The 20,658-nt window shown below is 64.3% G+C and carries 16 protein-coding genes; 8 read left to right on the top strand and 8 right to left on the bottom strand.

Going from position 1 to position 20,658, the window contains the following annotated elements; translation table 11 throughout:
* Positions 1–41: 41 nt before the first annotated feature.
* From DXH78_RS14450 to purM, 3 genes are all read right to left on the bottom strand, one after another.
* Entirely contained in the window at positions 42–497 is a 456-nt protein-coding gene (locus DXH78_RS14450; protein WP_115517950.1) for a DoxX family protein, read from the bottom strand.
* Positions 498–607: 110 nt separating this feature from the next.
* On the bottom strand, positions 608–1,261 hold the full coding sequence (purN, locus tag DXH78_RS14445) for a phosphoribosylglycinamide formyltransferase (RefSeq protein ID WP_115517949.1): 654 nt from the start codon (positions 1,259–1,261) through the stop codon (positions 608–610).
* Between the two features lie 4 nt (positions 1,262–1,265).
* Positions 1,266–2,348 carry a phosphoribosylformylglycinamidine cyclo-ligase gene (purM, locus tag DXH78_RS14440; protein ID WP_115517948.1) on the bottom strand — a complete coding sequence of 361 codons (1,083 nt, stop codon included), beginning with the start codon at positions 2,346–2,348 and terminating at the stop codon, positions 1,266–1,268.
* Between the two features lie 166 nt (positions 2,349–2,514).
* On the opposite strand from purM, the gene DXH78_RS14435 reads away from it, so the two are divergent.
* From DXH78_RS14435 to ppx, 5 genes are all read left to right on the top strand, one after another.
* Positions 2,515–3,060, top strand: a complete 546-nt coding sequence (locus tag DXH78_RS14435; RefSeq protein WP_115517947.1) for a CDP-alcohol phosphatidyltransferase family protein — start codon at positions 2,515–2,517, stop codon at positions 3,058–3,060.
* Between the two features lie 32 nt (positions 3,061–3,092).
* On the top strand, positions 3,093–4,157 hold the full coding sequence (locus DXH78_RS14430; protein WP_115518490.1) for an AI-2E family transporter: 1,065 nt from the start codon (positions 3,093–3,095) through the stop codon (positions 4,155–4,157).
* Positions 4,158–4,168: 11 nt separating this feature from the next.
* Positions 4,169–4,888, top strand: coding sequence for a P-loop NTPase family protein (locus DXH78_RS14425; RefSeq protein WP_245416880.1), 720 nt, complete (start codon positions 4,169–4,171; stop codon positions 4,886–4,888).
* Between the two features lie 107 nt (positions 4,889–4,995).
* Positions 4,996–7,218: an RNA degradosome polyphosphate kinase gene (locus DXH78_RS14420; RefSeq protein ID WP_115517946.1), complete on the top strand. Its 2,223-nt coding sequence runs from the start codon at positions 4,996–4,998 to the stop codon at positions 7,216–7,218.
* Positions 7,219–7,249: 31 nt separating this feature from the next.
* Complete coding sequence (ppx, locus tag DXH78_RS14415) at positions 7,250–8,743, top strand: exopolyphosphatase (protein ID WP_245416879.1); 1,494 nt, start codon at positions 7,250–7,252, stop codon at positions 8,741–8,743.
* A gap of 3 nt (positions 8,744–8,746) precedes the next feature.
* Here the strand turns inward: ppx and DXH78_RS14410 are convergent, their stop codons facing one another.
* The 4 genes from DXH78_RS14410 to DXH78_RS14395 are packed head-to-tail and all read right to left on the bottom strand — an operon-like array spanning position 8,747 to position 13,449.
* On the bottom strand, positions 8,747–9,781 hold the full coding sequence (locus tag DXH78_RS14410; RefSeq protein WP_115517944.1) for a threonine aldolase family protein: 1,035 nt from the start codon (positions 9,779–9,781) through the stop codon (positions 8,747–8,749).
* Positions 9,782–9,786: 5 nt separating this feature from the next.
* Complete coding sequence (locus DXH78_RS14405; protein ID WP_115517943.1) at positions 9,787–10,539, bottom strand: LamB/YcsF family protein; 753 nt, start codon at positions 10,537–10,539, stop codon at positions 9,787–9,789.
* A 4-nt stretch (positions 10,540–10,543) separates the two neighbouring features.
* The gene (rnd, locus tag DXH78_RS14400; protein ID WP_115517942.1) at positions 10,544–11,695 is read right to left on the bottom strand and encodes a ribonuclease D; all 1,152 of its coding nucleotides are present in this window, start codon (positions 11,693–11,695) and stop codon (positions 10,544–10,546) included.
* 56 nt (positions 11,696–11,751) lie between these two features.
* The gene (locus DXH78_RS14395) at positions 11,752–13,449 is read right to left on the bottom strand and encodes a thiamine pyrophosphate-dependent enzyme (RefSeq protein WP_210209587.1); all 1,698 of its coding nucleotides are present in this window, start codon (positions 13,447–13,449) and stop codon (positions 11,752–11,754) included.
* A 194-nt stretch (positions 13,450–13,643) separates the two neighbouring features.
* On the opposite strand from DXH78_RS14395, the gene aspS reads away from it, so the two are divergent.
* The 3 genes from aspS to DXH78_RS14380 all read left to right on the top strand — a co-directional run bounded on the left by aspS (position 13,644) and on the right by DXH78_RS14380 (position 19,695).
* Positions 13,644–15,443 (top strand): aspartate--tRNA ligase, encoded by a 1,800-nt coding sequence (gene aspS, locus DXH78_RS14390; protein WP_115518487.1) that lies wholly within the window; start codon positions 13,644–13,646, stop codon positions 15,441–15,443.
* Positions 15,444–15,991: 548 nt separating this feature from the next.
* Entirely contained in the window at positions 15,992–18,727 is a 2,736-nt protein-coding gene (locus DXH78_RS14385; protein WP_168192840.1) for a DUF3575 domain-containing protein, read from the top strand.
* An 86-nt stretch (positions 18,728–18,813) separates the two neighbouring features.
* The gene (locus DXH78_RS14380) at positions 18,814–19,695 is read left to right on the top strand and encodes an amidohydrolase family protein (protein ID WP_115517940.1); all 882 of its coding nucleotides are present in this window, start codon (positions 18,814–18,816) and stop codon (positions 19,693–19,695) included.
* A gap of 1 nt (position 19,696) precedes the next feature.
* Here the strand turns inward: DXH78_RS14380 and DXH78_RS14375 are convergent, their stop codons facing one another.
* On the bottom strand, positions 19,697–20,620 hold the full coding sequence (locus DXH78_RS14375; RefSeq protein WP_115517939.1) for a pirin family protein: 924 nt from the start codon (positions 20,618–20,620) through the stop codon (positions 19,697–19,699).
* Between the last annotated feature and the right edge of the window lie 38 nt (positions 20,621–20,658).

Here is a 20,658-nt window from a genome sequence, read left to right as displayed (position 1 = left end):
CCGCGCGCTTGTGCGCGCGTCCGGAATGACTGAGGTGAGCCTTACAGCTCTTTGCCGATCTTGGCGTCGACCGAATAACGGCCGCCGCCGCGAATGGCGATGAAGAAGGCCACGATGCCGAGCGTCAGCGCGAACTCGTAGCCGCCCTGGCCGGCGTAGAATCCCTTGGCCCAGTGCGCGGCAAACATCGCGACCAGCAGGAGAATGGCCGAGGCCGAGGCAAAGAAGCGCGTGAATAGGCCGATCAGGATGGCGGCGCCGCCAATCAACTCGACAAACGCAACAAGATAGGCCGAGGCACCCGGCAGTCCGTAATTGGTGGCAAAGGCTGTGCTGACCTTGTCGAGGCCGAAAGTGTTCACCTTCTGCCAGCCGTGCATGAACAGGACGAGGCCCAAGACAACACGTACGAGCGTATAGGCGATAGGCTCCATCGCGGCGTAAAAGCCGGAAAGGCCGGGAATGAGCAGACGAGTTTCGTTATTGCGAGTAAGCATTCTGTTGTTGTCCCCTTGAGTCGCAGTAGGACGTTGGGACTAGAAGTGCGCGGCCCCACGTCCAAGTCACAAAAACGTGTGGCCAGTTACGCCGGTGTTAGTGCGTGGCGTTACGCCGCAGGCGTGAGCGCGTCTGCATCCGGCACCGCAACGCCGTCGATCAGACAACGGCCATCGGCAACCTTGACGCGATCTTCGGCAACGAGCTTCAGCGCCGCGGGATAGATGGTGTGTTCGACTTTGAGCACGCGCGCGGCGAGCGTGGCTTCGGTGTCGTCATCACGCACGACAACCGCGCCCTGCATGATGATCGGCCCGGCGTCCATTTCCGGCACGACGAAATGCACTGTGGCGCCATGAACCTTGGCCTTCGCGTCGAGCGCGCGCTTGTGCGTGTCGAGGCCCTTGAAGGCGGGCAGGAGAGCAGGGTGGATGTTGAGCATGCGCTCGTTCCACTGCGCCACGAATTGCGGCGTCAGGAGACGCATGAAGCCGGCGAGGCAGACCAGCTCGATGTTGTGCGCGACGAGCACGTCGTGCATGGCGCGATCGAAGGCGGCGCGATCTTTGCCGAAAGCCTTATGATCGACGACGGCGGTTTCGATGCCGTTGTTGCGCGCCGTCTCGAGCCCGCCGGCATCCGCGATGTTGGCGAGGACGAGCACGATCTCCGCGGGATAGTCCGGTGCCTTTGCGGCCTCGATCAGCGCCGCCATGTTCGAGCCGCGGCCGGAAATCAGAACGGCGACGCGCTTCTTGGGCATCGCGTTACAACTTGAGATCGAGGGCGCCGTCATAGATGACGCGCTCATTGCCGTTGGCGCGAATGACGCTGCCGATGGCCGCGACCTTCTCGCCGGCTTTGGCAAAGGCGTCGGTCACCGCGGCCGCGTCCTTCGGGGCGACGACGACGATCATGCCGACGCCGCAATTGAAGGTGCGCAGCATTTCGTTCGGCGCGATATTGCCAACCTGCGCCAGCCAGCGGAACACCGGCGGCGCGTTGACTTTGGTTAGGTCAATGCGGGCGCCGAGGCTCTTTGGGAGCACGCGCGGGATGTTGTCGGGGAAGCCGCCGCCGGTGATATGGGCGAGACCTTTGACGGCCTTGGTGGCGCGGATCGCGGCAAGGCAGGATTTCACATAGATGCGCGTCGGCGTCAGGATGGCTTCGCCGAGCGACTTCTCGGGCGCGAACGGCGCCGATGTGCTCCACAGCAATCCGCTCTTGGCCACCACCTTGCGCACCAGCGAATAGCCATTCGAATGCACGCCGGAGGAGGCGAGGCCGAGGATGACGTCGCCTTCGGCGATGTCCGGTCGCGGCAGCACCTCACCGCGCTCGACGGCGCCGACGGCAAAGCCGGCGAGGTCGTAATCGTCGCCCTGATAGAGGCCGGGCATCTCGGCGGTCTCGCCGCCAATAAGGGCGCAGCCGGCGTCCCGGCAGCCGACGGAGATACCGGCGACCACGGCGGCGCCGATTTCCGGCTCCAGCCGTCCGGTGGCGTAATAGTCGAGGAAGAAGAGGGGCTCGGCGCCTTGGACCACGAGGTCGTTGACGCTCATTGCGACAAGGTCGATGCCGATGGTGTCGTGGCGCCCGGTTTCGATGGAGATCTTGACCTTGGTGCCGACCCCGTCATTGGCGGCGACCAGGATCGGGTCCTTGTAACCGGCGCGTTTCAGGTCGAACAGGCCGCCAAATCCGCCGATTTCGGCGTCGGCGCCGGGCCGGGCCGTGGCGCGGACCAGTGGCTTGATCAGGTCCACCATCCGGTTTCCGGCGTCGATATCGACGCCCGCCTGAGCATAGGTCAGGCCGGGCTCATTCGGGGCCTTGTCCGCCATCCTGTCTCTCCGGGGCGGCAAAATAGCGCGCGCCTGTCAACATTTAGCCGTCGCTTACGTCGAAAAGGACCTTCGCGCAATGGCACCCGCGCCGTTATACTCCGCCCGTTGGATATCCTTCCGAAGTGGCCCCGTGCCGGGGGCGTGACGTGAGCCGGGCCTGGCTTTGAGCATTCCGAACCTTATTACGCTGGCGCGTATCTTCATGGTGCCTCTCGTCGTCTGGGCGATTGCCTCCCATACGATGTGGATCGCCTTCGTCCTGTTTCTGGTCGCCGGCGTCAGCGATGCCGTCGATGGCTTCCTGGCCAAGCGTTTTGGCATGACCACGGAACTTGGCGCCTATCTCGACCCCTTGGCGGACAAGGCGCTGATCGTGTCGATCTACCTGACGCTTGGGATCAACGGGGACATCCCGCTTTGGCTGGTGATCCTGGTGGTGTCGCGGGATATCCTGATCGTCGGAGGCATCATCTTGTCCTGGCTCATGGATAACCCGCTCAAGATCAAACCGCTGTGGGTGTCGAAGCTGAACACCGTGGCGCAGATTGCCTTCGCCTGCGTGGTGCTCGGCTCGCTCGGCTTCAATATCCAGGTGCCGACGCTGCGAGCGGTCCTGATGGGGGCGGTCGCGGTGCTGACGCTGCTGTCGATCGCCGCCTATCTCAACGACTGGGTCCGACACATGAATTCCCCGAAGGCGCATTCGTGACCGGCCCGGAAGCGAGTCCGCCGAATGGTGGCTTGACCCTGCAACGCCAGATGACGTTCTGGCTGGTGGCGCTGGCGATCTTCGTGCTGCTGCTGTGGCTGCTGGCCGACATCCTGCTGCCATTCATCGCCGGCCTGGCCATTGCCTATTTTCTGGCGCCACTTACCGACCGTCTCGAGCGCATGGGCGTCAACCGCATGGTCGCGGCGCTCGGCATTATCACTTTGGTGGTGCTGCTGATCGTGCTGGTGCTGTTGCTCATTCTGCCGCTGCTCGGGGGGCAGCTCGGCGCGCTGATCCAGAATATTCCGACTTACGTCACCAAGCTGCGCTCGCTGGTCAGCGACCCGGGCATTCCGTGGCTCAACAAGCTGCTCGGCAGCGGCATCGGCAGCGACAAGGGCATCAGCGATCTGGTGACGCAAGGTGCCGGCTGGATCACCACCTTCCTGACCGGGCTCTGGTCCGGCGGCCGGGCCATTGTGTCGCTGTTCTCGCTGATCGTGGTGACTCCGGTCGTTGCCTTCTATCTGCTGTATGACTGGCACCGGATGGTCAACGCGGTCGATAGCTGGATTCCGGTGCGCCAGCGCGACACCGTGCATCAGTTGGCGCACGAAACCGATCGGGCGATCGCCGGCTTCGTGCGCGGCCAGGCTGCGGTGTGTCTTATCCTCGGCACCTTCTATGCCGTGGCGCTGACGCTGACGGGACTCAATTTCGGCCTGCTGATCGGGCTGATCTCCGGCCTCATCACATTCATTCCCTATGTCGGCTCGATGACCGGTCTCGTCCTGTCGGTCGGCGTCGCGGTGGCGCAGTTCTGGCCGGACTACACCTGGATCGTTGTCGTCATCGTCATCTTCTTCGTCGGCCAGTTCATCGAGGGTAATGTGCTGTCGCCGAAGCTGGTCGGTGAAAGCGCCGGCCTGCATCCGGTGTGGGTGATCTTCGCGCTGCTCGCCTTCGGCTACCTGTTCGGCTTCGTCGGTCTGCTGGTTGCCGTGCCGGTGTCCGCCACCATCGGCGTGCTGGTACGCTTCGCACTCCGGCGCTATCTCGAAAGCCCGTTCTATACGGGCGATCCAACAAAATAAGCAGCGCCGGCATGTCCATGCGTCACGATAGCGAGGACCTGGAGCGCGTGGACGCGCCGCGCCAGCTTGTGCTCGCGCTCGACCATGCCATCTCCTATGCGCGCGAGGATTTTCTCGAAGGGCCATCGAATGCCAAGGCGCTGGCGCTGGTCGAGCGCTGGCCGGACTGGCCGAGCCGGCTGATCGCGCTGATCGGACCGGAAGGCTCGGGCAAGAGCCATCTTGCCGCCATCTGGGCGGAGCTCAGCGGCGCGCGCGTGATCTCGGCGCGGCGGCTTGGTGAAACCGATCTGCCGCAATCGCTGGCGACCGGCGCTCTGGTCGTGGAGGACCTCGACACGCGCGATGGCGACGGACATGCGCTCGACGAGCGCGCCCTGTTCCATCTGATCAACCTGGCGCGCGAGGAGGGGGCCGACATCCTGTTCACCTCGCGCGTGTCGCCGCCGTCCTTGCCGGTGCACATCCGCGACTTGCAATCGCGCCTGCGCATGCTGCCGGTCGTCGAACTCGAAGCGCCCGATGACGAGATGCTGCGCGCGCTTCTCTTCAAGCTGGCCGCCGACCGGCAACTGGCTGTCGATGCGGCGCTGGTCAATTTCCTCGCCAACCGCATCGAGCGGTCGTTCGCCGGAGCGCACCGGGCGGTGGCGGAACTGGACGAGGAGGCGCTGCGCCGCCAGCGGCCCGTGACCCGGGCGCTGGCCGCGGAGCTGTTCAGGGCGACTTAACGCCCTTGGCCTAAGGTGCTTGACGGGAAGCCTCACCCCGGCGCCGAATGTCATGCCGGGACCATGATCGTGGCCTATCAACGGTCCGCCTCAGGTTCAGCGTTAACATGACAGAAGATACACAAGCTGCTGTTTCCAAACGCGAAAGTGCCGCCGCGGCCAAGGCCGTTGCGGCCGCGCCGGAGCCGGCCGAGCCGCCCGTCCGCGAGCGCCCGGAACGCTTCATCAACCGCGAAATTTCCTGGCTGCAGTTCAACCGGCGCGTCCTTGAGGAGGCCGCCAACGAGAACCATCCGCTGCTGGAGCGGGTGCGCTTCCTGTCGATCTCGGCCAACAACCTCGACGAATTCTTCATGGTCCGCGTCGCCGGCCTCAAGGGCCAGGTGCGCCAGGGCATCACCATCCGCAGCCCGGAAGGGCTGACGCCGGCCGAGCAACTGGCGCAAATCCGCGAGGCAGTGTCGCGGCTCGCCCACGATCAGCAGCGTCGCTGGATCGAGTTGCGCGAGGATCTCGCCGAAGCCGGCGTTACGCTGGTCGATGGCATCAAGCTTACCAAGAACGAGAAGATCTGGCTTGAAGACCATTTCCTCACGCACGTTTTTCCGTTGTTGACGCCGCTGGCGATCGACCCCGCGCATCCGTTCCCGTTCATCCCCAATCTCGGCTTCTCGATGGCGCTGCATCTCACGCGCGGCCGCGATGGCAAGCTGATGAACGCGCTGATCCGCATGCCGCAGAAGATCGACCGCTTCATCCGGTTGCCGGCGACCAGCGATCAGGGCATGCGCCTGATCACGCTGGAGGAGGCGACCGCGCTGCATGTCAGCAAGCTGTTCCCCGGTTACACGGTGAAGGGCGCGGGCTCGTTTCGTGTCATCCGCGACAGCGATCTGGAAATCGAAGAAGAAGCCGAAGACCTGGTGCGCGAGTTCGAGACGGCGCTCAAGCAGCGTCGCCGCGGCTCCGTGATCCGCCTTGAGCTCGACGCCGCCATGCCGTCCGAGTTGCGCGACTTCGTGCAGCGGGCGTTGGCGGTGGCGGACGACGAAGTGTTCAACGTCGACGGCGTTCTGGCGCTCAACGATCTGTCGCAACTGACGCGCGTCGGGCGGGCCGATCTCGAATTCACGCCGTACAATCCGCGCTATCCGGAGCGCATTCGCGACCACGGCGGCGACGCCTTCGCCGCCATCCGGCAAAAGGACCTGATCGTCCACCACCCCTATGAGTCGTTCGACGTCGTGGTGCAGTTCCTGCAGCAGGCGGCGCGCGATCCCAATGTCGTCGCTATCAAGCAAACGCTCTATCGCACCTCGGCGGAGAGCCCGATCGTCAAGACGCTGGTCGAGGCGGCGGAAGCCGGCAAGTCGGTGACCGCGCTGGTCGAGCTGAAAGCCCGCTTCGACGAGGAAGCCAATATTCGCTGGGCCCGCGATCTCGAACGAGCCGGCGTCCAGGTGGTCTACGGTTTCATCGAACTCAAGACGCACGCCAAGTTGTCTCTCGTCGTGCGTCGGGAGGGTGGCTCGCTCGCCACTTATTGCCATGTCGGTACCGGCAATTATCACCCGGTGACGGCGCGCATTTATACCGACCTGTCGTTCTTTACCGCCGATCCGGTGATCGCCCGCGACGTGGCGCGCATCTTCAACTACATCACCGGCTATGCCGAGCCGGCCGAGCTTGAGCGCATGGCGATGTCGCCGGTGACCTTGCGCGCCCGCATTCTCGATCACATCAAGCGCGAGACGGCCAACGCGCGCGCCGGCAAGCCGGCCGCTATCTGGATGAAGATGAATTCGCTGGTCGATCCGGAGATCATCGACGCGCTGTACGATGCCTCGGCCGCCGGCGTGCAGGTCGATATCGTGGTGCGCGGCATTTGTTGTTTGCGGCCCGGCGTGCCGGGGCTGTCGGAGAACATCCGCGCCAAGTCCATTGTCGGGCGGTTCCTCGAGCACGCGCGCATCTACTGCTTCGGCGACGGTCACGTGCTGCCGCACCCCAAGGCGGCGCTCTATTTTTCGTCCGCCGACATGATGCCGCGCAATCTCGACCGCCGCGTCGAGGTGCTGTGCCCGATCGTCAATCCGACCGTCCACGAGCAGGTCTTGGGCCAGATCATGGTCGCCAATCTGCGCGATAATGAGCAGAGCTGGAAGGTCTTGCCGGACGGCTCCTCGACGCGCATAAAGGCCGCGCCGGGCGAGGAACCGTTCAACGCCCACAAGTACTTCATGACCAATCCGAGCTTGTCGGGCCGTGGTAAATCGCTCAAGGACTCCTCGCCGCGCAGCCTCATCCGCCGCCTCATCGAAGGCGCGTAAGGCCATCAAAAGCGCGAGGAAAACCGAATCGGTGAAGGGCCGGCTCGACCACGGGCCGGCGATTGCCGTCATCGACGTCGGCTCGAATTCGGTGCGCCTCGTCATCTACGAAGGCCTGACCCGCTCGCCGACGCCGATCTTCAACGAGAAGGTGCTGGCCGGTCTCGGCCGCCAAGTGCAGACCACCGGCCTGCTGGCGCAGGATGCGATCGATACCGCGCTGCGGGCGCTGGTACGCTTCAAGGCGCTGTGCGACATCCAGCACGTCCGCACCATCTATCCGATCGCCACCGCGGCCTGCCGCGACGCCCGCAATGGCCGTGCCTTCATCTCCGCGGCCGAACGCATACTCGGCAGCAAGATCGAAATTCTCTCCGGCAAGCGCGAGGCCCAGCTCACGGCCTTTGGCGTCGTCTCCGGCATTCATAAGCCTGACGGTATCGTCGGCGATCTCGGCGGCGGCTCGCTCGAACTGGTGGACGTGCGCGGTGCCAGCGTGCGCCGTGGCCTGACCTTGCCGCTCGGCGGGCTGGCGCTGCAGGACCTGACAGGGCGCTCGATCAAGAAAGCCGAGAAGCTCGTCGAGCAGGCTTTCTCCGATCTCGACATCATGAATGCGGGGACGGGACGCACCTTCTACGCCGTCGGCGGCACCTGGCGTGCGCTGGCGCGGTTGCACATGTGGCAGACCGGCTATCCGTTCCATGTCATGCACAATTACCGCATCTCGGCGCGTGAGGCGCTGGAGTTCTCGCGGCTGGTGCATCGCGTCGATACCGAGACCTTGTCGAAGATCGAAGTCGTCAATTCGGCGCGCCGGCCGCTCCTGCCTTACGCGGCGCTGGTGCTGGAAAATCTGGTGCGCAGCCTGCGGCCGAAAGACGTTATCATCTCGGCGATGGGCGTACGCGAGGGGCTGCTCTATTCGCTGCTCGATGCTCCGGAGCGCGCCCGTGATCCGCTCATCTCGGCCGCCGCCGACCTCAACGTGCTGCGTTCGCGCGCGCCTCGGCATGGCGAAGAGCTGATCGAATGGACCGACCGCTTCATCGCCTCGTCGGGTCTCGATGAAACGGGGGAAGAACAGCGGCTGCGCCATGCCGCGTGTCTGCTCGCCGATATCGGCTGGCGTGCGCATCCGGATTATCGCGGCGAGCAGGCGATGAACATCATCGCGCACGGGCCGTTCGTCGCCATCGATCATCCTTCACGCACTTATATCGCGTTGTCGGTGTTTCTGCGGCACACCGGATTGAACGAGGAAGAACTGCCGTCGCGCATTCGCGAACTGGCGACGCCCTATATTCTCGACCGTGCTCGCGTGCTCGGCGCGGCGATGCGGGTGGCCTACATTCTCACCGCGGGACAGGACGGCGTGCTGCCGCACGTGCCCCTGCGGGTGGTGCGCGGCAAGCTGGTGCTCAAGCTGACCGGCCCTTACGCCAAACTGTTCACTGAGCGCGTCTCCGGCCGTATGCGCCAGCTGGCGCGGCTCATTGGCCGTGAAGCGGTGGTGGAGACCTGAGGCTTAACCGGCGCTGACGAGTGTCGTGAAGCGGTCCACTTCTTCCACCGTCGTCTGAAACGACGTCACCAGCCGCACGATGACATTGCCTTTATTGTCCGCATCCCAGCGGTAGAACACCGCGCCGGCGGCCTGCAATTTGTCGCATAGAGCAACGGGCAGGGCGGCGAACACTTCATTGGCCTCGACCGGCCAGACTGGCGCAAAGCCCGCCTTGGTCAGGCCATCGCTCAAGCGATCCGCCATGCTGTTGGCATGGCGCGCCAGGCGCAGCCATAGATCGCCGTCGAGGAACGCCTCCATCTGCGCAGCGATGAAGCGGTGCTTGGACAACAGCGCGCCGCCGCGCTTGCGCCGCGCCGACATGCCCTCGGCGCGTTTCGGATCGAAGAAGATCACGGCTTCTGCGGCCATGGCGCCGCATTTGGTGGCGCCAAACGACAGCACATCGACGCCGGCCTTCCAGGTCATCTCGGCGGCGGACACGTTGAGCCGCACCAGCGCATTGCCAAAGCGAGCGCCGTCCATATGAAGCACGGCCCCGTGCTCGTGCGCGATATCGGCGAGTGCGCGGATATCCGCGACGCGATAGATGGTGCCGGATTCCGATGCCTGTGAGATCGACACAGCTGCCGGTGCGACGTGATGCGGCGGTCCCCACGATGCCTTGTTGCCGAGCCGGGCTTTCAGCGTATCGGCCGCGATCTTGCCGTTGTCGCCGGGCAGCTCGAGAAGCTTGATGCCGCCGCCGAAGAACTCCGGCGCGCCGCATTCGTCGACCGCGATATGCGAATTCTGATGGCACAGCACCGCGCCCCAAGGCGGCGTCACATGCGCCAGCGCCAGCGCATTGGCGACGGTGCCGGTCGGCACCAGGAACACCGCGACGTCGCGCTCGAACAGCGCGCAGAACTTCTTCTCGACGCGGCGCGTTGCCTCGTCATTGCCATAGCCGAGCGTGAAGCCATTGTTGGCATGCGCCAGCGCCGCCATAATCTCGGGCGCGACGCCGGCCGTGTTGTCGCTGGCGAAGTTCATGCGTTCTATCTCAGCGGGGAGACCGCAATGCCGTTGGCCTGCAAGGTCTCCTTGACCACGCGCGCGACCTCGGCCGAATTCGCGCGGTCGCCGTGCAGGCAGAGCGTCGAGACCTTGAGGTCCATGTCGCTGCCGTCGATCTTCGACAGCTTACCCTCGTGAATGATGCGCAGCGCACGCTGCGCGACCGTACCGGGATCACGCAGTTTCGCGACACGCTCGATGATCAGGCCGCCATCGGCGTCGTAATCAAGGTCGATGAAAGCCTCCCGTGCCACGCGCGCGCCGGCGGCTTCCGCCGCGTCGGCGCCGGGACCGGCGAGCAGGACGAGAAACATCTGCGGATCGTAGGCGGCTATCGCGGCGCCGAGCGCCTTCGACAGCGCCATGTCGATTGAGCACGCCTTGTAGAACGCGCCATGCGGTTTCACATGGGCGACGTGCAATCCTTCGGTGCGTGCAATCGCGGTCAGCGCGCCGAGCTGATAGAGCGTGTAGTCGACCATCTCGTCCGGCGCGATGGTCATCATGCGGCGGCCGAAGCCCATGAGATCGGGGAACGACGGATGCGCGCCGATGGCGATGCCGGCCCGTTTGGCAATCCGCACGGTTTCACGCATCGTCGCCGGATCGCCGCCATGGAAACCGCAGGCGATGTTGACGGACGATACGTGCGGCAGGAACGAGGCGTCGTCACCGAGCGTCCAGCGTCCGTAGCTTTCGCCTGCGTCGCCGTTGATGTCGATGGAGAGGGGCATGAGGTCAACCCTTCTCGGTCGTGACAACGCGGCCTTTTTCGATGGCCAGCGCCAGCTTGCCATGCTTGAGCGCCAGTGCCTTGTCGCCGAACAATTCGCGCCGCCAGCCTTTCATGGCCGGCACGTCAGCCTCATCGTCGGCGGCGATACGGTCAAGATCGTCCACGGTGGCGATGACCTTGGCAGCGACGCCGTGCGTCTCCGAGGTCATGCGCAGCAGCACCTTGAGCAGTTCGACGATGGCGGCCCCGTTCTGCGCCGGCCGCGAACGCTCGAAGCGCGGCAGCGTTTTCGGATCGCGTTCGAGCCCGCGGTTGACGGCTTCCACGATCTGCTCGCCCCAGCGCGAGCGCTCAAAGCCCTTGGGCAGCGAGCGCAACTGGCCAAGCCGTTCGATGGTGGTCGGCATCTGCGTCGCCACATCGCCGACGATATCGTCCTTGAGCACGCGCGACCGCGGCACGTCGCGGGTCTGCGCCTCGCGCTCGCGCCAGGCTGCGACTTCCATCAGCACCGCGAGCTCCTTCGGCTTGCGCACGCGGGTTTTCAGCCGCTCCCAGGCGCGCTCCGGGTCCATGCGATAGGTCTCGGGCGAAGTGAGCACGCCCATCTCGGACTCGACCCAGCTGGCGCGGTCGCGCTTGGCGAGATCGGCGGCGAGCTTGACGTAAACCGAACGCAGATGCGTGACGTCGGACAGCGCGTAGGTGACCTGAGCGTCGGTCAACGGCCGCCGCGTCCAGTCGGTGAAGCGGTTCGACTTGTCGAGCACGTCGCCGGTGATGCGCTGCACAAGCTGGTCGTAGGAAATGGAGTCGCCATAGCCGAGCACCATGGCGGCGACCTGCGTATCGACGATCGGATGTGGAATGGTCTTGGCCATGTTCCACATGATTTCGATGTCCTGCCGCGCGGCATGAAACACCTTGATGACCTTCTCATTGGCCATCAGTTGGAAAAAAGGCGCGAGGTCGATGCCAGGCGCCAGTGCGTCGATGACGACGGCCTCGTCGTCGGTCGCCATCTGCGCCACGCAGAGCAGGGGATAGTAGGTGGTCTCGCGCAGGAATTCGGTATCGACGGTGACGAACTGGTGTTGCGCCATGCGCTCGCAAATGGCGGCGAGCTCGGCGGAGGTGGTAATCAAGGGGGACATCAAAGGCCTTCTTGCGTTGTGCGTTCAGCACGCACGGTTGGAGTCTTGTTATTGTTTCAACGTATCGTTTTGCCGCGCACCGGCGGCATATGGAGAAATTCCCACGGGCTCGGCATCGCGCCGACCGGCACCTCGATAACAGAGGGTTCGCCTGCCTTGAAGCTGTCACGCAGCGCCATACGCAATTCTTCCGGGCCATGGGCCCTGACCCCGCGGGCGCCGAAGCTTTCGGCGAATTTGACGAAATCGGGGTTGGCGAGGTCGGTGGCGATCAGGCGGTTGCCGTAATGCTCCTGCTGGATGCGTTTGACGTTGCCGAAGGCGCCGTCGGCAAACACGATGGCGGTCAGCGGAATGCGATGGCGCATGGCGGTGGCGAGTTCGCTGGCGGTGAACATGAAGCCGCCGTCGCCATTGATCGACACCACCGGGACGTCTGGCCGGGCATGCTGGGCGCCGAGCGCGGTGGCATAGCCCCAGCCGAGATTGTCCTGGTAGCCGGGCGACAGGAACGTGCGCGGCTTGTAGACCGGGAAGGCGAGGCGGGCGGCAAAGCCGACCTGGGTGACCTCGTCGACATAGATGCCGTCCTCCGGCAGTTCGGCGCGGATGGCGTCGAGGAAAGCAATCTGCGGCGCGAGCTTGGCGAGCCGGCTCCGCATTTTCATCTGGCGCGGGCGCATCTCGTCGTCGCGCGGGGCGCGCTTGATGTTGGTCTTGCCGAGGGCGTCGATCAGGCGGCGCAGAACCGGCGCGGCATCGCCGATCAACGCGACATCGGGCTTGTGGAAGCGCGTCGCGCCTTCTTTGGTCGCATCGACGCTGACGATCGTGAGGCCGCGGTCGACGCCCCATTGCGTCATCGGATAGAACAGCCGGGTGCCGACGGCGAGCACAGCATCGGCTTCGGCCCACAGCTCGCGGCCCAGCGGAAGATTGACCGAGAAGGGGCTGCGGCCGTCCAGGACACCGCCGCCACGCCGGTATGACATCACCGGAGCCTGCAGCATCGAGGACAGCAGCGTCACCTCCGGCGAGGCGTCCTGCGCGCCGCCGCCCGCGACGATGAGCACGCGCCTGGCCTTGCCGAGCATCTTCGCCGCGCGCTTGATCGCGTCTTCGTCGATCCGCGGTGCGCGGGGCGGGAGCGCCGCCGGGATCGACCCGACCGGCCCGCGTTTGCCCCAGACATTCATGGCGCATTCCAGCGCCGCCGGGCCAGGCCGGCCCTCAGTCATCGATCGGATCGCCTTCGCGGTCTTCGCCGGCGCCTCGGCGGGGCTCTTCAGCATCACGGCATGATCGACCAGCCGCTTGAGGATGCCGGCCTGATCCTTGATCTCGTGCAGATGGCCCTGGTCGCGGCCGATGGCTTCGGCCGGAATCTGGCCGATCAGGGCCAGAACCGGCGCATTCATGCCGTAGGCGGTGAGAAGGGCGGCGCCGGAGTTCATCAGGCCGGGGCCGGGCACCACCGCATAGGCCTGCGGCCGGCCTGTCGCCAAGGCCGCGCCCAGCGCCATATAGGCCGCGCCTTGCTCGTGACGGGTGTGGACCACGGCCATCCGGTCCCCGGACCGGGCAAAGGCGTCGAACAGGTGGTCGTTATGAACGCCGGGCAGGGCGTAGACAGTGCGCAGGCCGTAGGCCAGCAGGGTCTCGACCGTGGCCTCGGCGGTGGACATGTCGGTGGCGGCCGCCACGGCCTTTTTGCGGGCCTTGCGGGCAGGCTTTTTGGCAGCGGATTTCGGCATTGCTGACTCGGACACGTCCCCCCCAAACGGGGAGTTTGCAGGGTGGCTCCGAGTCTGTCGAGGCGAGGTTTGGCGGGGCTTGCCTGCGCTTTCTGGCGGTTCCGGGCTGTCCTTGACAAAGGCCACCCCCCATGCGTTTTTCGCCCGCCTCCACCCAATCCGTGAATCGTTTGCCGGAACAGCCCCGAATGTCATTGCATCGCTATCGTTCCCATACCTGCGGCGCGCTGCGCGAGAGCGACATCGGCAAGGAAGTTCGCCTGTCCGGCTGGTGCCACCGTATCCGCGACCACGGCGGCGTGCTGTTCATCGATTTGCGCGACCACTACGGCATCACCCAGGCGGTGATCGATCCGGACTCCAAGGCCTTCAAGCTGGCCGAGACCTTGCGCTCGGAGTGGGTCATCCGCATCGACGGCAAAACGCGCAAACGTCCCGAAGGCACTGAGAATGCCGACCTGCCGACCGGTCAGGTCGAGGTCTATGTCAGCGAGATCGAAGTGCTCGGCGCGGCGGCTGAACTGCCGATGCCGGTGTTCGGCGATGCCGATTATCCGGAAGATATCCGCCTCAAGTACCGCTTCCTCGATCTGCGCCGCGAGAAGCTGCACAACAACATCATGCTGCGCGGCCGCGTCATCGACTCGATCCGCAAGCGCATGAAGGATTCCGGCTTCTTCGAATTCCAGACGCCGATCCTCACCGCTTCGTCGCCGGAAGGCGCGCGCGACTATCTCGTTCCTTCGCGCATTCATCCCGGCAAGTTCTACGCGCTGCCGCAGGCGCCTCAGCAGTTCAAGCAGCTGCTCATGGTGGCGGGCTTCGATCGCTATTTCCAGATCGCGCCGTGCTTCCGCGACGAGGACGCGCGCGCCGACCGCTCGCCGGGCGAGTTCTATCAGCTCGATCTGGAAATGAGCTTCGTCACGCAGGACGACGTGTTCGCCGCGGTCGAGCCGGTGATGCGCGGCGTGTTCGAGGAGTTCGCGAACGGCAAGTCCGTGACGCCGAAATTCCCGATGATTCCTTATGCCGAAGCGATTTCGAAATACGGCTCCGACAAGCCGGACCTGCGCAACCCGATCGTGATGCAGGACGTCAGCGAAGCCTTCCGCGGCTCGGGCTTCAAGATCTTCGCCAACATCCTCGCCGGTGACTCCAAGGCGCAGGTCTGGGCCATTCCCGCGCCCGGTGGCGGCAACCGGGCCTTCGCCGATCGCATGAATTCGTGGGCTCAAGGAGAAGGCCAGCCGGGCCTCGGCTATATTTTCTGGCGCGATGGCGAGGAGGGCGGCGCCGGTCCGCTCGCCAAGAACATCGGACCCGAGCGCACCAAGCAGATTGCCGACCAGCTTGGCCTCAAGGTTGGCGATGCGTGCTTCTTCGTCGCCGGTCTGCCGAAGAATTTCTACAAGTTCGCCGGCAGCGCGCGCACGAAGGTCGGTCAGGAGCTGAACCTGATCGCGCAGGATCGTTTCGACTTCTGCTGGATCGTCGACTTCCCCATGTTCGAATGGAACGAGGAAGAGAAGAAGATCGACTTCTCGCACAACCCGTTCTCGATGCCGCAGATGGGCGTCGATGAATTCCTCGCGCTCGACGCAAACGACGCCGACAAGATCCTCGGCATCAAGGCCTATCAGTACGACATCGTCTGCAACGGCACCGAATTGTCGTCGGGTGCCATCCGTAACCATCGCCCCGAGGTGATGGAAAAGGCGTTTGGTCTGGCTGGCTATCCGAAGGAAGTGCTGGAAGCCAAGTTCGGCGGCATGCTGAACGCCTTCCGCCTCGGCGCGCCGCCGCATGGCGGCATCGCGCCCGGCATCGACCGTATCGTCATGCTGCTCGCCGGCGAAGAGAACCTGCGCGAAGTGGTTCTTTTCCCGATGAACCAGAAGGCCGAAGACCTGATGATGGGCGCGCCGGCTGAAGTGACGCCGAAGCAGCTCAAGGAATTGAGCATCAGGATCGATCTGCCGAAGAAGGCCTGACGAGGCCTGTGGCGGCCGGCTGCGTGCCGGCCGCGATGCTGCCCTGATCCATATCGCTGTCGACACGGGGCGGTCCGCTGAGTTGCGGGCCGTCATCAGTCGTGTCGGCGCACGTCTCGCCCGCGCGCGTCGTGGCGTATCCGCCTGTCACGCGGGCCGTTGTGTAATTCGTGATGTCACGGTGCGTATGACGCACTCATTTTCTTTGCCTCAACCCATTTTGGGCAACGCCGCTCTGCATAGTCGCCGATTATTCGCCCTTGCGCGTTGTGTTCACAGCTCCCGACCTTCAGGTTCCATGCAGAACAAGTCGACGCGCAAGCACAGTCAACCGACGTGCATTGCGTGCGTGCAGGTGTCGGGGATTTATAATGTCGAAGTTGTTGTCGCGTTGCTCGACGATTGCCATTGCCACGTGCGTTTGGGGATTTTCGCTTCCGGCCTATGCGGGCTGTCTGTTTACGGGTGATGCGAATCTCGTTTCCTGCACCGACAACGGCGTGCGCGCGTGGCTTAATTCAGGCACCGGAAGCCTGACGGTCTCGAACATGACTGTCGATTCGCTGGCTGCGGAAAACGTCGCGGTCGTTCTACGTGGCAGCGAGACCAGCTTCGTCACGCAATCGCTGATCCTCGAAGGGCTGACCTCCATCACCACGGCGTGGACGATCGGCGCGCATGCGCGAACCGAGACGGGAGATATCACCGTCTCGGCGGGAAAGGGGGTCACGATCGATTCCGCCGGCGCGGGCATTGGCGCGCTTGCAGCCGTCCAGGGCAACATCGTCGTCACGAGTTACGCGACGATTCATGCGGGCAAGAATGTACTCTTCGTCGATGCGTCAACCCGTGCCGGAGGTGAAGGCATTGCGGCGACTGGAAATGGCGGCGGCGCGGTTTCCGTTACGAACTACGGCAACGTCACCAGCGACTATGGTCGGGGCATCTATGCCGACGGCGGCAACGGCCACACCGCGGCGGTCGAAGTCAGCATAACGAACTACGGCGCTGTCGATGCCTGGCACGAGGGCGTGCGGGTCATTCAATACAACGGCACGGCCACGGCCACGAATGCGGCCGGCGCCTCGATCCTCAGCCGCAATCGCCAGGCTATGGTCTCGTGGGCCGATGTCGGCGACGCTATCGGAGTCAACTACGGTTCGATGACGGCCGAGAATGGCGCGGGCATGGTCATCTGGGGGCAGCGGAACGCCATTGCCGACAATTACGGCTCCGTCAGTGCCGCATATCTTTCGAGCCGGCCAAGTACGGGCTCAAGCTGGTACGGCATCGAGGCGTTCTCGCAGACGGCCGGCGATGTCAGGCTGGTCAACCATGCCGGTGCCACGGTCGTTGCCAGTTACAGCGACGGCCTTTACGGCCACGGCACCAGCGGTTCCGTGTCGATTACCAATGCCGGCCGTGTCACAGCCGCTGGCGCCGGCATCAAGGCCGATACGGCGAATGGCGATATCACCGCGATCAACAGCGGCTGGATTGGCGCGGACGGTGCGGATGGCGCCGTGGTCCTCAAGGGCCGTGATGGATCGAGCGACACGCCGCCGACCACCAGCTTTGTCGGCAATGCCAGCTTCACGAACCGGCAGGGCGGTATCGTTGCCGCCAATTCGCAGCTTTCCAAGATACCGGGGCTCGGCAATCTCTCTTCGCTGAGCGACAGCGAGCGTTCGCAATTCGTGACTGCAATCGAAAGGCGCGCGGTGGCTCTCGCCGTCAATGCGACGACACTGGATGTTACGAACGCCGGGACGATTCTCGGCAATATCAATATCTCCACCGATACCGAGCCGACGACCGGAACGGGCCGCATCGGAAATTCCGGGCTGTGGGCCTTCAGCGGCAATTCCGGTTTTGGTACCGGCGTTGCCGGCGCCACTGTCGATAATTCCGGAACGATATGGGCTCTCGGCACGAGTTCGCTCGCGGCGAACCTGACCAATAACGGCGCGCTCTGGGCGACAAGCTTGAATGGCGCGCCGGCCCGGCTGACGGTGTCGGGCAATTACACCGGCGGGGCCGGTTCGTCGATGTATGTCGACTATGCGTCGATCGCGCATGGCGGCGCCGCGATTGTGTCGATCACCGGAAACGCGACCGGCTCGACGAACGTTGTTCTCTCCGATCCGCAGAGTCTGTCGGGTATTGCGCTGGCGAACCTGCCACGCAATGCGGTTGTGACCGTCACCGGCACGCCGGCCAATGGCGCCTCGACCTTCACGATGCAGCAGTCCTACGGCCTGGTGACGATGGGCCTGGACTACTCGGCTGCGACCCAGACCTGGTCGATCAACTACAGCACGGCCAAAGCCGGCAATATGCTCGACAAGGTACCGCAGGCGGGCGCCAAATTGGTGACCTCGATTTCCGACATCGGCGCCGATCGACTGGATATTCTGCGCAGCGAAGTGCTGGGCGGCGGCGGTTTGGTGTCCTCAAGCTATGCCGCCGAAAGCGCCGATCCGATTTCATCGGCGCTTGCCAAGGCACCGGGCCGTCCCAAGCACGGGGCATGGACGAGCGTCATCGGCAATGTCGGTCATGGCGATGGTTACAATCGTGAATCGGCGACCCTTCAGGCAGGCCTCGACGGCGGCATGTCGCTCGACAATGGCGACTTCGTCACGCTCGGTGTCATGGCCGGATACAACGCGACCAAGTTCAGTTTCGACGACCGGTACAACATGGTGTTTACCGGCCCGTCGCTTGCGAGCTATGGCGAACTGACTTTCAAGAGCGGTCACTTCATAACGGCGGATGTGGCCTGGCAGCGTCTCAATGCCAGCATTGATTTTGCCGGCGTGAGCAGCACCAGCGAGGGCAACAGCTTCGGCGGCAAGTTGACCGGCGGCTACCGTTTCATGAGCCGGAATTTCGAGATCACGCCCTCGGTTTCGGTGGGCGCGAACCACACCAAGATCGGCGACTTCGCCATGCAGGGGCTCGCTGTCCAGTTCGGTGCCAGCAACACGCTGTCGGGCGAGGCGATGCTCAAGATCGCGCGCCCGATGGTGGCCGACTTCGGCTGGTTTACGCCGTTCGGCAGCGTGAAGCTTGGCGATCGCAAGACGTCGGGCGGCGGGGTGTCGGTCTCCGATGCCGGCACCTACACGGGTGCCAGCACCGGCGTGTTCGGCGCGGGCACGCTTGGCTTCACGGTGTCCAACGCCGAGGGCACCAGTTCGGCGCGGCTCTCCGGCACCGTCCGGCGCGATGGTCGTGAGAACAGCTTTGAACTGCGTGCCGGCGCGAGCCTGCTGTTCTAGGCGTCACAGGACGGCAAGGCAGCAACCGGAAAGGGGCTCGCGGGCCAGCCCGCAGCCCGCTAGGATCGCCCCGGTGGAGGGCGTCCATGCGGTTTGAACGGCTGATATTTCTGGCGGCTCTGGGGCTCGCCGTGCTGGTTCTGATGAGCCGGCCCGGACGCGCGCAAGACGGGGCGCAGGCCAACGCAAACGATGCGGCGTCGATGCCGATCTTCGACGCGCACATGCACTATAATCAGGAGCCCAATCCGTTCTTCTCCCTCGACAAGGTGATCGAGGTCTTCGGCCGCAACAACGTCAAGGGCGTGCTTGCCACCAGCCGGCCGAACAAGGGCACGCACCAACTCATGGAGGCGAAAGCGCCGGGGTTGTGGGTGGTGCCGTTCATCCGGCCTTATCGCGTGCGCGCCGATATCCAGACCTGGTTCGGCGACCCGCTCAGCATTGAACTCATCGAGCAGGAGTTCAAGCGCGGCTACTACCGCGGCATTGGCGAATTCCATCTCTACGGCAAGGCGGCTTGGAATCCGATCGTCAAACGGATCGTCGATTTCGCCGTCGCCAACGACCTCTATCTACATGCGCATAGCGACGAGGAAGCGCTCATCATCCTGTTTGAGCATAATCCGAAGGCGAAGATCATCTGGGCCCATACCGGTTTCTCGACGCCGCCTTCGCGCGTTGCCGAACTGTTCGAGAAATACCCGATGCTGTGGGGCGAGTTGTCCTATCGTGGCGGCATTACGGGGCCCGGCCGCGCACTGACTCCTGAATGGCGCGACCTGTTCGCGCGCTATTCCGACCGCTTCCTGCTCGGCTCCGACACCTGGATCAACGAGCGCTGGGCGAGCTACGACGACACGTTCAGTGAGTATCGTTCATGGCTGAAGCAATTGCCGCGCGAGCAGGCGCAGCGCATCGCCTGGGGCAATGCGCAGAAGCTGTTCGGCGCGGCGAAGGTGGATTGAGCTACTTCTCCGGCAGCGGGATGAACTCGATCTCGTCGCCCGGCACCTTGTCGAAATGGCCCGCCTTCCAGTCGGCCTTGGCCTGCTCGATACGGTCCTTGCTGGATGACACGAAATTCCACCAGATGTGACGCGGGCCATCCATCGGCGCGCCGCCGAGCACGACGAAATGTGTGTCGCTCGCCGCCGTCACGGTGATGCGGTCGCCCGGCTTGAACACCAGCAGCCGGCCCGGTTCGAATGTGTCGCCGGCGATATCGATGGTGCCGTCGACGACATAGAGCGCGCGCTCTTCGTGATCGGCGTCGATCGGCAGCGTATGACCGGCTTTGAGCACGACGTCGCCGAACATGGTTTCGTGCAACACCGGCACCGGCGAGATCGCGCCATAGAGCGAGCCAGTGACCACGCGCACGGTCTTGCCCATGTCCTCGATGACCGGGAATTCGGAAGTGGCGTGATGGGCAAAGGCGGGCGCGGTTTCCTCATGCGCCTTGGGCAGCGCCACCCACATCTGCAGGCCGTGGATCGGGCTGCCAAAGGTGCGCTGGGTGCCGTGGGTGCGTTCGGAATGCACGATGCCCCGCCCCGCCGTCATCCAGTTGATCTCTCCGGGACGGATCGCCAGCGCGGTGCCGAGGCTGTCACGATGCATGATCTCGCCGTCGAATAAATAAGTCACGGTCGACAATCCGATATGCGGATGCGGGCGCACGTCGAGTCCGGTCCCGGCGCGGAATTCGGCCGGCCCAAAGTGATCGAAGAAAATGAAGGGACCCACCATGCGCGAGCGCGCCGAGGGTAGGGCCCGGCGCACCGAGAAGCCGTCGCCAAGATCGACGGTGCGCGGCACCACGACATGGGCCAGCGCATCGCAGCTATAGGCATCGCCCGCGACCGGGTCCTGGCCGGGAAAAAAACTCATGCGCCCCTCCGTCCGTGTGAAATTGTCCCGTTAGACGT

The organism is Undibacter mobilis, assembly GCF_003367195.1.
GTDB lineage: Bacteria > Pseudomonadota > Alphaproteobacteria > Rhizobiales > Xanthobacteraceae > Pseudolabrys > Pseudolabrys mobilis.
Note: the sequence above shows the minus strand (reverse complement) of the source record. Positions and strands in the feature narration are given on the sequence as shown.

What these genes read in the sequence shown, in the direction of transcription:
- purM (WP_115517948.1), bottom strand. Translation starts at nt 2,348, where the DNA reads ATGGCGGACAAGGCCCCGAATGAGCCCGGCCTGACCTATGCTCAGGCG.
- DXH78_RS14405 (WP_115517943.1), bottom strand. Translation starts at nt 10,539, where the DNA reads ATGCCCCTCTCCATCGACATCAACGGCGACGCAGGCGAAAGCTACGGA.
- DXH78_RS14375 (WP_115517939.1), bottom strand. Translation starts at nt 20,620, where the DNA reads ATGAGTTTTTTTCCCGGCCAGGACCCGGTCGCGGGCGATGCCTATAGC.
- DXH78_RS14425 (WP_245416880.1), top strand. Translation starts at nt 4,169, where the DNA reads ATGTCCATGCGTCACGATAGCGAGGACCTGGAGCGCGTGGACGCGCCG.
- DXH78_RS14410 (WP_115517944.1), bottom strand. Translation starts at nt 9,781, where the DNA reads ATGAACTTCGCCAGCGACAACACGGCCGGCGTCGCGCCCGAGATTATG.
- rnd (WP_115517942.1), bottom strand. Translation starts at nt 11,695, where the DNA reads ATGTCCCCCTTGATTACCACCTCCGCCGAGCTCGCCGCCATTTGCGAG.
- DXH78_RS14420 (WP_115517946.1), top strand. Translation starts at nt 4,996, where the DNA reads ATGACAGAAGATACACAAGCTGCTGTTTCCAAACGCGAAAGTGCCGCC.
- DXH78_RS14450 (WP_115517950.1), bottom strand. Translation starts at nt 497, where the DNA reads ATGCTTACTCGCAATAACGAAACTCGTCTGCTCATTCCCGGCCTTTCC.
- DXH78_RS14380 (WP_115517940.1), top strand. Translation starts at nt 18,814, where the DNA reads ATGCGGTTTGAACGGCTGATATTTCTGGCGGCTCTGGGGCTCGCCGTG.
- purN (WP_115517949.1), bottom strand. Translation starts at nt 1,261, where the DNA reads ATGCCCAAGAAGCGCGTCGCCGTTCTGATTTCCGGCCGCGGCTCGAAC.
- DXH78_RS14395 (WP_210209587.1), bottom strand. Translation starts at nt 13,449, where the DNA reads ATGCCGAAATCCGCTGCCAAAAAGCCTGCCCGCAAGGCCCGCAAAAAG.
- DXH78_RS14385 (WP_168192840.1), top strand. Translation starts at nt 15,992, where the DNA reads ATGACTGTCGATTCGCTGGCTGCGGAAAACGTCGCGGTCGTTCTACGT.